The sequence below is a fragment of the Paeniglutamicibacter sp. NPDC091659 genome (genome assembly GCF_044756805.1).
GTDB lineage: Bacteria > Actinomycetota > Actinomycetes > Actinomycetales > Micrococcaceae > Paeniglutamicibacter.
On sequence record NZ_JBIVTO010000010.1, the window covers coordinates 141061 to 153930 of the forward strand.

Consider the following 12870-nt stretch of genomic DNA (forward strand, 5'->3'; position numbering starts at 1 on the left):
ACATTGTGGAAACAAAAGTAGCATGTTTAGGTAAACATGCAAGAGGAAAAGGGAAAAATGACACTTTCAGATTCCAGCCTCCCCGACCTCGGGGATGGAAACGCAGCTTCGCACCACGCCCGCACCACGCGCGGCCCCTCAATGGCGGACGTCGCCAGGGAGGCCGGCGTGTCCTCCCAGACGGTGTCGCGCGTTGCAAACGGGCTCAGCAATGTCGAGGAAACGACGAAGAAGCGGGTCCTGGATGCCATGCAGAAACTTGGCTACCGGCCGAACAGGGCCGCCCGGGCCCTGAAGAGCGGCCGCTTCAAGTCCATCGGCGTCATCATGTTCACGCTTTCGACCTTCGGCAACATGCGAACCCTCGACGCGATCGCCACGGCAGCGTCCCGCGCCGGCTACTCCGTCACGCTCATCCCGTTGACGGACCCCACCACGGGCAAGGTCTCCGGCGCCTACCACCAGTTGCGCGAGCAGCAGGTGGACGGCGTGGTCATCATTTTCGAGGCCCACCTGCTCGACCATGCGGATATCACCCTTCCCGAGGACCTGCCCGCGGTCGTGATCGACTCGAACGCCGGGTCGGGCTATTCGGTGGTGGACACCGACCAGCACCAGGGCGCCCGGCTGGCCACCGAGCACCTGCTGGGGCTCGGCCACCGCCAGGTCTGGCACATCGGCGGCCCCGCCTCGTCCTTTTCCGCGTTGCACCGGGAGGAGTCGTGGAAGCGGACACTCGAGGAAGCCGGGATCCAAGCGCCCGAGGTGCTCCACGGCGACTGGTCGGCGGAATCGGGCTACCGGATCGGGCTCGAGCTGGGCAAGGACCCCGTGGTGAACGCCATCTTCGCCGCGAACGACCAAATGGCGCTCGGCGCCATGCGGGCCATGCACGAGCTGGGCCGGGCCATCCCCGGGGACGTCAGCATCGTGGGGTTCGACGACCTCGAGGAGGCGGCCTCCTTCTGGCCGCCGCTGACCACGATCCGCCAGGACTTCCACGCGGTGGGGCGCCTGAGCATCGAGAACCTGCTCCAGCAGATCGCGGGCGACACCCCGGCGCACGATGTCAGCGTGCCCACGCGCCTGATGGTCCGCAAAAGCACCGCGCCGCCACGGGGCGCCGGCGCCTAAACGCGGACGGTCGGTTTCAGCGCACCGGCAAGCACCTGGGCCGTGGCGCTGCGGAGGTAGAGCGCCGCGTTGGCCATGGCATCCGCGGGATCCGGAGTGCCGGAGGGCCCCCGCGCGAAGTCCAGCAGCTGGGCCGCGCCGGTGATGCCGTAGCGTTCCAGCTCCTCCGGCGTGGCCGCAACGCGGCCGGCGACCACCAGGACGGGCAGGTTCCGTACCCGGGCCACCTCGGCCAGCGCGATGGGCGCCTTCCCCTCGAACGACTGGGCGTCCAGCGAGCCCTCGCCGGTGATCACCAGGTCGACCGCATCCAGCTGCGCGGCCAGCCCGCTGAGCTCCGCCACCCGCCGGAAGCCCGGCTCCAGGACCGCCGGGGTGAAGGCCAGGAACGCCGCGGGGAAGCCCCCGGCGGCCCCGGCGCCGGGAACGTTGACGTCCCGGCCCGTCGCCCGGCGCAGCACCCCCGACCAATGGCGCAGGCCCGCCTCGAGCACGGCCACCGCCGAAGCGTCGGCGCCCTTCTGCGGGGCGAAGACGGCGGCGCTCCCGTCGGGCCCCGAGAGCGGGTTGCCGACGTCGACGGCCAGGCGGATCCGCACCTTCTCCAGACGGGGATCGAGCCCGGAGGCATCCACCGACACGACGTCGGCAAGCTGCCCGCCGCCAAGCCCGACCGGATCGCCGTGGGCGTCGAAAAGGCCAAGGCCCAGGGCCAGCAGGGCGCCGCTGCCTCCATCGGTCATGGCGGATCCGCCCAGGCCGATGACGATCTCGGTGGCGCCGGCGTCGAGCGCCCGGAGGACCAGTTCCCCGCACCCGTAGCTGTGCGCGCACAGCGCGCCCTCCGGGGTCCGGGCCGAGGCGGCAAGGCCGGAGGCCTGGGCCGTCTCGATGACGGCGCGCACCGACCCGTCGGCGGCGACCAGCAGCGCCCAGTGTGCGATGATTTCCTGGCCCAGCGGGCCCGTGACCGTGGCCGAGCGCAGCTCGTAGCCGGCGTTCACCGCCGTCTCCAGGGTCCCCTCGCCGCCGTCGGCGATCGGAAATTGTGTCACCACGGCCTCCGGGTACACGCGCAGCACGCCCTCGGCCATGGCTGCGGCCGCCTCGGTGGCGGTCAGCGATCCCTTGAACTTGTCCGGCGCCACCAGGACGCGCAGCGGGGCCCCGCCCACGCCGGCCTCAGGCATGCGGAAGCACCAGCTCGGCATAGCGTTCCTTCAGGGTGGCCAGGACGGTGTCCGCGTCGGCGTCCCAGATCTCCTGGTTGAAGATCTCCACCTCGATGTCGCCGGTGTAGCCGGCGTCGCGCACCCAGCCGCCGATGGTCGCGAAGTCGATGACCCCGTCGCCCATCATGCCGCGCGAGAGCAGGGCGTCGGCGGCGATCGGCAGGTTGAAGTCGCACACCTGGTAGGAGGCGATCCGGTCCTCCCGGCCGGCGCGCTCAATCTGGGACTTCAAGTCCGGGTCCCACCAGACGTGGAAGGTGTCCACCGCGACGCCGACGGCCGAGGCGTCGTAGGGGGCCGCGAGGTCAAGCGCCTGGCCCAGGGTGGAGATCAGCGCGCGGTCCGCCGCGTACATCGGGTGCAGGGGTTCGAGCACCAGGCGGATGCCGTGTTCGACGGCGAACGGCACCAGGTCCGCGAGCCGTTCGGCGACCCGGTTGCGGGCGGCGATGACGTCCTTCTCCCCCGGGGCCAGCCCGCCGACCACCAGGAAGAGCTCGGTGGTTTCCAGGGCCACGGCCTCCAGGATGGCGGCGCGGTTGTCCGCCAGCGCGGCGGCCTGCCCTGCCTCGTCGGGCGCGGTCAGGAAGCCGCCGCGGCACAGCGAGGACACGCGCAGGCCCGCCTCCTTGATGAGCCTGGCGGCGTTTTCCACGCCGACCTCCGCCACGCGGTCGCGCCACGGGCCGATGGCCGGGATCCCGGCGGCCACGCAGGCGTCGATGACCTGCGGCAGGGTCAGCTTCTTGGCGGTCGCGCTGTTCAGCGAGAGCCTGGAGTAATCAGCTTGGCAATCCCCTTGGTGGCCGCTCATGCGCCCACCCCGTTGGTCCGCAGGAATCCGGCCATGCGGAAGGCTGCAAGTTCCGGGTCCCTGAGCAGCCCGGCTTGGTCGGCCAGTTCGAGGGTGCGGGACAGGTGCAGCACGGAGCGGCCCGAGTGCAGGCCGCCGACCATCTGGAAGCCCGCCTGCTGCCCGTTGAGCCAGGACATGAACGCGATGCCCGTCTTGTAGTAGAACGTGGGGGCGCTGAAGATGTGCTTGCCCAGCTCGCGGGTGGAGTCCAGGATGGCGCGCGCCCCGGTCGGGTCGCCCGCGTCGTAGCTCTGCAGCGCCGCGGAGGCGGCAGGGTAGATGGCCGCAAAGATGCCCAGCAGGGCATCGGAGTGGCGGGTTCCGTCGCCGTCGATGAGTTCCGGGTAGTTGAAGTCGTCCCCGGTGTACAGTCGCACGCCCTCCGGCAGGGCGGCCCGGAGTGCGGTCTCGTGGGTGGCGTCCAGCAGCGAGACCTTGACGCCGTCCACCTTGTCCGCGTGCTCGCGGACCAGGTCGAGGAAGGTTTCGGTGGCCGTGGCCACGTCGTCGGATCCCCAGTAGCCGGCGAGCGCCGGGTCGAACATGGTGCCGAGCCAGTGCAGGATCACCGGCTGGTCCACCTCGGTGAGCACCGTGGAGTAGACGTGCAGGTAGTCCTCGGCGGATTCGGCGACCTTCGCCAGCGCGCGGGAGGCCATCAGGATGACCTTGGGCCCGGACTCGGTCACCACGGCGATCTGTTCCCGGTAGGCCTCAAGCACCGCGTCAAGCCCGGCCCTGCCCGACGGCAGCGAGACGATATCCAGCTGGTCGGTGCCGGCGCCGCAGGACACCAGGTCCCCGACGCTCTTGCCGGCGGTGGCGGGATTGTTCGAGGCGATGACCGCGGCCGCCTCCACGCCGGTGTGCTTGATCAGCTGTTGGGTCGCGGCCCAGTCCAGTCCCATGCCGCGCTGGGCGGTGTCCATGGCGTCGGCGACGCCCAGGCCGTGGGACCACAGTTCGTGCCGGTAGGCCAGGGTGGCTTCCCAGTCGAGGCGGGCCGGGGCCCCGGGGACGTTCTCCGCGGTGGTCTCCGGGATGACGTGGGCCGCGGCGTAGGCGCGGCGCGCGGTCAGCGGCGCGACGGGCTTGGCCCAGGCGGTGGCCGGCTGCAGGGTGTACTCGTGGGTGCCGCCGTCGGCGGCGGGCAGGATCAGGGTGGCCATCAGAGCGCGATCTCCGGGATGTCGATGGTGCGGCGTTCGTCGTTGGACTGCAGTCCCAGCTCGGCGAGCTGGACGCCGCGGGCGGCGGAGAGCAGGCCGAAGCGGTGTTCGCGTCCGGCGACGACGTCGCGCAGGAATTCCTCCCACTGCAGCTTGAAGCCGTTGTCCAGCTCCGCGTTGGCCGGAACTTCCTGCCACTGGTCGCGGAACGACTCGGTGACCGGCAGGTCCGGGTTCCAGACGGGCTTGGGGGTGTGGGCGCGCTGCTGGGCGACGCACTTGTTCAGGCCGGCGACGGCCGAGCCGTGGGTGCCGTCGACCTGGAACTCCACCAGCTCGTCGCGGTAGACGCGCACGGCCCAGGAGGAGTTGACCTGGCCGACGACCTGGTCCCCGGCCGGGGTCTCGAGCTCGAAGATGCCGTAGGAGGCGTCGTCGGCAGTGGCCTTGTACTCGGTGCCGGATTCGTCCCAGCGGGCCGGGATGTGCGTGGCGGTCTTGGCGTTGACGCTCTTGACCTTGCCGATGATGCCCTCGAGCACGTAGTTCCAGTGGCAGAACATGTCGGTGGTCATCCCGCCGCCGTCCTCCTTGCGGTAGTTCCAGGACGGGCGCTGGGCCGCCTGGTTCTCGCCCTCGAAGACCCAGTAGCCGAATTCGCCGCGGATGGACAGGACCCGGCCGAAGAAGCCATCGTCCACCAGGCGGCGCAGCTTGACCAGGCCCGGCAGGTAGAGCTTGTCGTGCACCACGCCGGCGGTGACTCCCGCGGTCTTCCCGATGCGGGCCAGCTCGATGGCTTCCTCGAGGGTTTCGGCGGTGGGCTTCTCGGTGAACACATGCTTGCCGGCCAGCATCGCCTTCTTCAGCGTGGCGGCACGCAGGCTGGTCATCGAGGCGTCGAAGACGACGTCGACGCTCGGGTCGTTGATCACCGCATCCAGGTCCGTGTACCACTCGGCGACGTTGTGCTTTTCGGCCAGCTCGCGGACCTTGGCCTCGTTGCGGCCCACCAGGATCGGTTCGACCTGGATCCTGGTGCCGTCCTCCAGGGTGAAGCCCCCGGCGTCGCGGATGGGAAGGATGGAGCGCAGCAGGTGCTGGCGGTAGCCCATGCGGCCGGTGATGCCGTTCATGGCGATGCGGATCGTCTTGGTTTCGATGCCCATGCGGGTCCTCCGGAAATCGTGGTGCGGTGCGGATTGGAATTCGGGAAAGCGCATTCCCGACGTGTCCAGTGTGCACCGTCCGCGACATTTGGGCAAGCGCTTTCCCAAATCCGTCCCGGACTCGCGTAATGTGGTTTTCAGCAATCCCCTCGAAAGGAAAACCCGTGGCAGCAAGCACGTTGGCCGAAGTGGCCAAGTTGGCCGGAGTCTCACAGGCAACCGCTTCCCGGGTCCTCAACGGCTCCGCGAGGAAGCCCGCCGAAGGCATCGCAGAGCGCGTCCGCGACGCCGCCGCGTCCCTGGGCTACGTGGCAAACGCCCAGGCCCAGGCCCTGGCCAAATCCAGCACGGGCCTCATCGGGCTGATCGTGCACGACATCGCCGACCCCTACTTCTCCGCCATCGCCCGGGGCGTCCAGGCCGCAGCCCGGCAGGAACACCGCATGGTGCTGCTGGCCACCACCGACGGCACCCCGGCGTCCGAAAAAGAGGCTGTCATGGCGTTTGCCGGGCGGAGGGCGGAATCGATCATCCTGGCCGGCTCGCGTTCCACGCGCCCCGAGGACGCGGACGCCAATGCCGAACTGGCGGTCGAACTCGACCGCTATTGCCGCAACGGGGGCCGCGTCGGCACGCTGGGCCAGCCGGTCGCGGGGGTCGCCGAAACCGGCTCCGTCCACACCGTCGGGATTCCCCACGAGGCCCTCGCGCACGAGCTGGCACTCGCCTTGGCCCGGGACCACGCGGGCCCGTTCGTGATCGTGGGCGGTCCGGAGGGCCTGGCCACCTCGGACGAACGGATCCGCGGTTTCCAGCGGGGACTGGCCGATGCGGGACGGCCGGCGGCGGACGTGCTGCGCACCGGTTTCAACAGGAACGGCGGCTTCGACGCCGGCAACGAGATCGCCCGGAAGCTCGCCGAAGAGGGGGCGCCGCGGCCCTGCATCTTCGCCTGCAACGACGTGATGGCCATCGGCGTGGCCGCCGCGCTGCGCGAACACGGGCTCGAGGTTCCGCGGGACGCCGCACTGGCCGGGTTCGACGACATCGAATGGCTGCGCGACTTCCAGCCGGCGCTGTCCACCGTGGTCCTGCCGCTGGAGGAGCTCGGCAGGATTGCCACCCTGGGTGCCATCAACGTCGACGCTGGCCCCTCCGCCGTCGAGGGCACCGTGGTGCTGCGCCACAGCACCTCGACCGGTTCCCGGACGGGCGGCAATTAGGCCGGAGCCGGCCCCTCTGTGAGCGTGCGCAGGAAGGCGGCATCCGAGGTCACTTGATCAGCGCTGTCTCCCGCGACGAACTCAAGCATCAGGTCCATCCCGCGCCCGTGTTCCAGCAGGACGGCGGCCACGTCGCGCCACAGTTGCGCCCGTTCTTCCAGCGCAAGTCGCTCGGTTGCCGGCCACCAGGAGAAGCAATGGACTCCCCTGACGTGCCCGATCACCCGGCGCAGCGATTCCAGGGCCTCCCGGTCGCCGAGGCCCTGGGCAGGCTGCCAGTAGGTGCCGACGTTCGGGCGGTCCACGCGGGCCAGCAGCTCGAGGGTCGAATCCACGGTGCTGGTGAGCGAACCGCCGTGGAACTCAAAGGCCAGCTCGAGCCCCTGCGCCGCGGCGATCCCCGCGATGCGCCGGGTGTCCCCAACGACCGCCTCCCAGGTGTCCTCGTCGGCGTCCGCGGGCTCGGTCTCCCCGGCCCAAATGCGTATGCGTGGCGCCCCCAAGCGGGCTGCCAGCGCAGCCACCACGTCAAAGTCGCCGAAGCCGCCGGCCCGGTAGTAGGACCCGAGCGAGAAAACCCGCAAGCCGGCCGCGGCGCAGGCCTCGCGCGCCAGGTCGGCGGATGCGGCATCGACCACGTGGACGTCGCTCCCCCACTCGATGCCGGACAGCCCGGCCGCGGCCGCGGCGGCAACCACCTGTTCGATGCCCAGCTTACGCAGCGTCACCGAACAGAGCCCCGCACCCAACAAGGCTGGTGGCCGGGGGGCCGCCGGGCGGCCGGGCAGGGTGTACGGAACGGAAATCATCGGGACGCTCGCATTCGGGAAGGGGATCCGGCGGATCCCGGTTCAGGGCTCTGGGTTCTTGGTTCTTGGTTCCAACGGGCGGCTCAACGGACCGGTCAATCCGGCACCACGCTCCGGCGGCACGAGCGGCGCCCGGCGACGGCACCCACCCAGGTGCCGCCGCCGGACGCCGTTTTCCAGCCCCGGGGCGCTAGCGCCGCGGGTGGTCGTCGATGCGCACCAGGTTGCGGCCGCGCATGGTGTAGAGGTAGCCGGATTCGTCGTTGGTGATGTGGGATCCGCTGTACCAGCCGCCACGGGTGTCGGCCAGCACCGTGGTGACAGCGAACGTCTTGGGGTCGAAGCGGAACACCGTGGTGTCGGAGACGCCGTAGACGACCCCGCGGTTGGCCACCAGCGCGCCGAAGCCCCTGGACACCGCGCTGATGTCGGAGCGGTGCACGATGCGGCGCTTGGGCACGTCGATCACGAAGAGCCTGCCCTTGCGCGTGAGCCCGTAAAGGTACTTGCCCTGCACGGCCAGGGCCGCGAGCCCGGAACCCATCCCCGGTTCGATCCGCCACAATTCCTTGCCCGCCACCGGGTCGAAGGCAACCACCGTGCCCGCGCCCTCCAGCGAGGAAAGCCCGCCGCCCAGGTAGGCGACGCCCTCGCGGGTGGCCACCGCGCGCAGCAGCTGCACGTCGTCGATCGGGTTGACGAAGCACTGCTTGGCCCCGGTGCCCGGGTCGTAGGTCCAGAACGACCCGCCGCCCTCGGTGTCCGACTGTGCCGCGACCAGCACCAGCTTGTTCTCCGCGTCCCAGCACACGTCCAGCGGACGGTTCTGGGCCCCCGGGAAGTCCGCGGCCTGGTGGATCGGCTTGCCGCCGGCCGGGTCGTAGGTCCAGATTCCCTGCGAGCTGTACTGGCCCGTGTACAAAACCCCGTCCACGACGACGGCGTCCTTGGCCTCGCCCTGCGCCTGCAGGTTGAGCACTTCCCCGGTTGCCGTGGAGTGGCGGGCGATCACGCCGTTGCCGCCGACGTAGATGTATCCGCCGCCGGCGGCCAGCCCCATGGCTGTCTGCGCGGTGGAGGCCGCGCCCGCCTCGCCGAGGTCGCGGACCGCCGAGTCCCCCGTGACGGGGTCGATCTCGGCGATGAAGCCGTAGGCGGAGGTCACCAGGACCTTGCCGTCCCGGGCGTCGACTCCCCAGATTTCGCCCAGCGCCGGTCCGCCGGCCTCCACCTGCGAGATCGAGTTCGATGCGACGGAGTACCTGCACAGGCCGGATTCGTTGGCGAAGTACACGTCGGAGCCGATAGCGGCGAAGTTCTTGGCCGTCTTGCCGATCGACGTTGCCAGCGCGTAGGAAGCAGGATCCTTCGGGTCCATCAGGGCGACCTTCGACTGCTGGGTCGAGGCCGCGGAGCTGACCAGGAGCTTGCCCCCGAGGATGGCCAGGTCCCGGATGCTGGGATCCGCCAGCATCTCGGCGGGCGTGACCGGCTTGAAGGTACGGCTCGCCCTGTCGTAGGCGTGCAGGCAGGCGCGCCCGGCGCTGCCGCCGCCACCCAGGGTGCTGCCGGCCCCGAAGAAGACGGTCTCGTCCGTGGCGGCGACGGCCCGCGCCAGGGTGGCCCCGGCGTCCGGGATGCCGAGGTTTGCGATCAGGCCGCTGGCGGGGTTGTACTCCCACAGGGCCGGGGCCGTTGGGCTGCCGCCGCCCACCGCGTAGAGCCGTCCGTCGGGTGCGACGCTGAGGTCGCGGACGTCGCGGTCGCCGATGCGGCCGATCGGCGTCGCCGGCACGGACAGCGAGGCCAGGTCCCAGCGGTAGAGGTTCGCCTGCGGGCCCGTCGACTTCTGCAGGACACCCGCGTAAAGGTAGCGGCCGGCGGCATCCGCTGCCAGCGTCTGGATGCTGTGCCCCGTGGCCAGCTCGGTCTGGCCCACGACCTTGCCGGTGGGCACGTGGTAGGCGACGACCCGCACGGGCTCGACGTTGCGCGATCCGATGTAGACCACGTCCCCGACCAGGATGGAGCTCATCAACCCGAACTGGACCACGGCGGGACCCAGGTCCAGGATCTCGGGGCCTGGGTCCCCCGGGCGGCCAGCGGGCAGCCAGGATGCGTGTGCCGCCCCGGCCCCTGCGAGGCCCAGGGCCGCGGCCAGTCCGACGGTGCCGCCGGCCTGCAGGAGGGTTCGTCTGCTGAGATGTGGGTTCGTCATGGATCGTCCTTTGCTGCGCATGCGGTGGCTGGGCTATTTGTGGTTGTTTATTTGGTCGGTCTATCGGTGACGGGTCGTTCGGTTTGCAGGCTGGTTGGCGGGTCCACGGTGCAGCTTCGCGCGCCGCGGCCGGCCGGTTCGGGCTCTTCCTTAGGCGGTGAAGGCCAGGTCCGCGGCGCGCAGCCGGAACTGCAGCGGTTCCCCGCGGGAGAGCCGGAGGGCTTCCTCAACGGTGCTGGCGGCCATGCGCTCGAGTTCGCTGCCCAGGGAACCCGCCACGTGCGGGGTCAGCAGCACGTTCGGGTTCACGTAGAAACCCGAGTCCGGCGGCAGCGACCATGGCGTGGTCACGTCCAGCACCGCATACAGGTCGCCCTGCTCGATACGGTGCAGCAGCGCGTCCTGGTCAACCAGTTCGCCGCGGGCGGTGTTGATGAAGGTGGCCCCGGTGCGGAAGCGGGCGATTTGCCGGGCATCGATCATATGCAGGGTGGATGGAAGCGAGGGCGCGTGCAGTGACACGACGTCGCTGCTGGCCACCAGTTCGTCGAGGCTCACCAGTTGGACACCGAGTTCGGCCGCCGCCGAGGGCTCCAGGTACGGGTCCGCGACCACGACCTCCAGGTCGTAGGAGCGCAGCAGCCTGATCACGTGCCGGCCGATCTTCGAGGCACCGATGATGCCGACCCGCTTGCGGAAGTTCCCCAGCTGCGGGAAGTGGTCCTCGGGTTCCACGGCCGAGTGCAAGGTGTGCACGATCCGCGCCAGCTGCAGGACGTTCTTGTTCGCCAGCAGGATCATGGCCACCGTGTACTCGGCGACTGGAACGGCATTCGCGTCGGCGGCGGTGCTCACCTGCAGGCCCCGGTCCCAGCAGGCCTGGCCGACGTGGTGCTTGGCGCTGCCGGCCGCATGCAGGATGTACCGCAGGTTCGGTGCGGCATCGAGCACGGTTTCGTCCAGCTTCGGGCAGCCCCACCCGGTGATGAGGATGTCGGTGCGGGCCAGCAGCGAGCGGGAGCGCGGCGAGTCGAATTCCTGGAGCGGCTCGGCGCTCAGCAGGTTCAGTTCGGGTTTGAGCCTTTCCAGGAGCCGGTCCGGGAACACCCTTCGGGCCACGTCCTGGGGCATCGCGAGGGCGACGTTGAGTCGGGATGACGGGGCGCTCACTTGATGCTCCCCGCGTTCATGCCGGACTTCCAGAAGCGCTGCAGGAAGATGAAGGCCAGCAGCAGCGGAACCAGCGAGAGCAGCGATCCGGTGATCACCATGGGCACGAAGTCGGGCTGCGGAACCGCGAAGCCCTGCCAGATCGAGATGCCCACGCTGACCGGCAGCAGCTTCTGGTCCTGGAGCATGACCAGCGGAAGCATGAAGTTGTTCCACACCCCGACGAACTGGAACAGGGCGATGGTGACGAAACCGGGCATCATCATGGGCAGCGCCAGCGAGAAGAACGAGCGGATGGGTCCGGCGCCGTCCATGCGGGCGGCCTCGAGCGTTTCCGCCGGGACGTACGACGCCGAGTAGACGCGGGCCAGGTAGACGCCGAAGGGATTGCACATCACGGGGATGAGCACGGCCCAGACGGTGTTTGTCACTCCCACCAGCGAGGCCAGCAGGTACATGGGCAGCACCGTGGCGGTGTTGGGGATCAGCACTCCCACCAGCACGAGGCCGAACAAGGAGTTCTTGCCGCGGAACTCGAACTTGTCGAACGCGTAGCCGGCCATGACGGAGATGAGCCCGCCCAGCACGGCCCCGACGCCGGCATAGAGGACCGAATTGCCCATCCAGCGCAGGAACACCCCGTTGTCCTGGGCAAGGACGTTGCCGATGTTTTCGAAGAGCGAGAAATCGCCGAAGGAGTATGCGCCGGTTCCGTATAGGTCGGTGGTGTTCTTGGTGGAGGCGAAGAGCAGCCACAGCACGGGGACGACCATGTAGGCGGAGCCCAGGATCAGCAGGCCGTTGACGGTGAAGGTGCTGATGAATCCGTTGCGGTGGGCTTGCGCCTTTGGTGGCTTGGCCGCCTTGGGCGCAGGTTTTGCGGGTGCGGGGGCAGGTTTGGTCATAGTATTTGTGCTCATGATTTGTTCATCCTGGAGCTCAAGCGGGTGACGAGTAGCGACAGCAACGCTGCCAACCCGGCAATGATGATCGAAGCGGCCGCGGCCTGGTTCAGGTCGTGCCTGATGAAGGCGGCGTCATAGGCCCACATGTTGGGGACCCAGCTGCTGGTGATGGACGGCGTGGCCTTGGCCAGGATGGTCGGTTCGGTGAACAGCTGCAGGGTGCCGATGATCGTGAAGAGCATGATCACGCTCAGTGCCGGCAGGATCATGGGCATCTTGATGCCCATGGCAATGCGGATGTCCCCGGCGCCGTCCACCCGGGCGGCCTCCAGGATCTCGCGTGGAACCGCCTGCAGGGCGGTGAAGATGATGATGACGTTGTAGCCGGTCCACTCCCAGACCCCGATGTTCACGATCGCGGGAAGCACCATGTTGGCATCCAGGAAGTTGATCTGGATGCCGCCGCTTTCCAGCGCCTGGACCAGCGGGCTGATGCCCGGGGTGTAGAGGTAGGCCCAGATCAGGGCCGCGATGACGCCGGGTACCGCGTGCGGCAGGAACACCAGCAGCTGGAAGAGCTTGCGGGCCTTTGCCACCGTCGCGTCAAGCAGGAGGGCGAAGACGATGGCCCCGCCCACCATGAGCGGGATGTAGATCAGGCAGTAGAGGCCCAGACGGAGGATGCCGCCGACGAACGACTCCGAGGCGAAAACCTGTGCATAGTTTTCCAACCCGACAAAGACCGTCTTGGCCTCGCCGAAGCCCAGGCCCGACTTCTGCTGGGTGTAGAAGCTGAGCACTATCGAATAGACGACCGGCGCGATGATGGCGACCGCGAACAGGGTGAAGAACGGGACCAGGAACAGCGAAGCGGTCCTGCCGCCTGTGCCTGTGACCGTGGAGCGCGTCGTGCGCCGAACGGATGTGGGGGCCTCGGGGGCCATGGGGATCTCCTAACTGGGCCGGGTTGCCGCCGTGCGGCGGC

Annotated in this window: 11 protein-coding genes; 2 read left to right on the plus strand and 9 right to left on the minus strand. The window is 69.2% G+C overall.

What is annotated here, in order from left to right; all coding sequences use genetic code 11:
- The first annotated feature begins 57 nt into the window (after positions 1 to 57).
- The gene (locus ACIQLF_RS17300; RefSeq protein WP_400301091.1) at positions 58 to 1134 is read left to right on the plus strand and encodes a LacI family DNA-binding transcriptional regulator; all 1077 of its coding nucleotides are present in this window, start codon (positions 58 to 60) and stop codon (positions 1132 to 1134) included.
- Here ACIQLF_RS17300 and ACIQLF_RS17305 read toward each other — a convergent pair.
- From ACIQLF_RS17305 to ACIQLF_RS17320, 4 genes are read right to left on the minus strand one after another with little or no spacing between them, the layout of a single operon-like run.
- The gene (locus tag ACIQLF_RS17305; RefSeq protein ID WP_400301186.1) at positions 1131 to 2294 is read right to left on the minus strand and encodes a glycerate kinase; all 1164 of its coding nucleotides are present in this window, start codon (positions 2292 to 2294) and stop codon (positions 1131 to 1133) included. The two genes, ACIQLF_RS17300 and ACIQLF_RS17305, sit on opposite strands and share 4 nt — an antisense overlap.
- Positions 2295 to 2316: 22 nt before the next feature.
- Entirely contained in the window at positions 2317 to 3180 is an 864-nt protein-coding gene (locus ACIQLF_RS17310) for a sugar phosphate isomerase/epimerase family protein (protein ID WP_400301094.1), read from the minus strand.
- On the minus strand, positions 3177 to 4391 hold the full coding sequence (locus ACIQLF_RS17315; protein WP_400301097.1) for a dihydrodipicolinate synthase family protein: 1215 nt from the start codon (positions 4389 to 4391) through the stop codon (positions 3177 to 3179). The genes ACIQLF_RS17310 and ACIQLF_RS17315 overlap by 4 nt, the downstream gene beginning before the upstream one ends.
- Positions 4391 to 5560, minus strand: a complete 1170-nt coding sequence (locus ACIQLF_RS17320) for a Gfo/Idh/MocA family protein (RefSeq protein WP_400301100.1) — start codon at positions 5558 to 5560, stop codon at positions 4391 to 4393. The genes ACIQLF_RS17315 and ACIQLF_RS17320 overlap by 1 nt, the downstream gene beginning before the upstream one ends.
- Before the next feature lie 164 nt (positions 5561 to 5724).
- Between ACIQLF_RS17320 and ACIQLF_RS17325 the strand changes: the two genes are divergently transcribed.
- A complete protein-coding gene (locus ACIQLF_RS17325) occupies positions 5725 to 6783 on the plus strand; it encodes a LacI family DNA-binding transcriptional regulator (RefSeq protein ID WP_400301103.1) in 1059 nt (352 codons plus the stop codon).
- On the opposite strand, the gene ACIQLF_RS17330 is transcribed toward ACIQLF_RS17325, so the two are convergent.
- The 5 genes from ACIQLF_RS17330 to ACIQLF_RS17350 form a co-directional block, all read right to left on the minus strand.
- On the minus strand, positions 6780 to 7511 hold the full coding sequence (locus ACIQLF_RS17330) for a sugar phosphate isomerase/epimerase family protein (protein ID WP_400301105.1): 732 nt from the start codon (positions 7509 to 7511) through the stop codon (positions 6780 to 6782). The two genes, ACIQLF_RS17325 and ACIQLF_RS17330, sit on opposite strands and share 4 nt — an antisense overlap.
- A 271-nt stretch (positions 7512 to 7782) precedes the next feature.
- The gene (locus ACIQLF_RS17335; protein WP_400301108.1) at positions 7783 to 9810 is read right to left on the minus strand and encodes a PQQ-binding-like beta-propeller repeat protein; all 2028 of its coding nucleotides are present in this window, start codon (positions 9808 to 9810) and stop codon (positions 7783 to 7785) included.
- A 150-nt stretch (positions 9811 to 9960) separates the two neighbouring features.
- Positions 9961 to 10980 carry a hydroxyacid dehydrogenase gene (locus tag ACIQLF_RS17340; RefSeq protein ID WP_400301110.1) on the minus strand — a complete coding sequence of 340 codons (1020 nt, stop codon included), beginning with the start codon at positions 10978 to 10980 and terminating at the stop codon, positions 9961 to 9963.
- Positions 10977 to 11900: a carbohydrate ABC transporter permease gene (locus ACIQLF_RS17345; RefSeq protein ID WP_400301113.1), complete on the minus strand. Its 924-nt coding sequence runs from the start codon at positions 11898 to 11900 to the stop codon at positions 10977 to 10979. Before ACIQLF_RS17345 ends, ACIQLF_RS17340 begins: the two co-directional genes overlap by 4 nt.
- Positions 11897 to 12829, minus strand: a complete 933-nt coding sequence (locus ACIQLF_RS17350; RefSeq protein ID WP_400301116.1) for a carbohydrate ABC transporter permease — start codon at positions 12827 to 12829, stop codon at positions 11897 to 11899. Before ACIQLF_RS17350 ends, ACIQLF_RS17345 begins: the two co-directional genes overlap by 4 nt.
- Between the last annotated feature and the right edge of the window lie 41 nt (positions 12830 to 12870).

Excerpts from the sequence above, each read along its gene's own strand:
- ACIQLF_RS17300 (WP_400301091.1), top strand. The coding sequence starts at position 58 with ATGACACTTTCAGATTCCAGCCTCCCCGACCTCGGGGATGGAAACGCA.
- ACIQLF_RS17310 (WP_400301094.1), bottom strand. The coding sequence starts at position 3,180 with ATGAGCGGCCACCAAGGGGATTGCCAAGCTGATTACTCCAGGCTCTCG.
- ACIQLF_RS17315 (WP_400301097.1), bottom strand. The coding sequence starts at position 4,391 with ATGGCCACCCTGATCCTGCCCGCCGCCGACGGCGGCACCCACGAGTAC.
- ACIQLF_RS17320 (WP_400301100.1), bottom strand. The coding sequence starts at position 5,560 with ATGGGCATCGAAACCAAGACGATCCGCATCGCCATGAACGGCATCACC.
- ACIQLF_RS17335 (WP_400301108.1), bottom strand. The coding sequence starts at position 9,810 with ATGACGAACCCACATCTCAGCAGACGAACCCTCCTGCAGGCCGGCGGC.
- ACIQLF_RS17345 (WP_400301113.1), bottom strand. The coding sequence starts at position 11,900 with ATGAGCACAAATACTATGACCAAACCTGCCCCCGCACCCGCAAAACCT.
- ACIQLF_RS17350 (WP_400301116.1), bottom strand. The coding sequence starts at position 12,829 with ATGGCCCCCGAGGCCCCCACATCCGTTCGGCGCACGACGCGCTCCACG.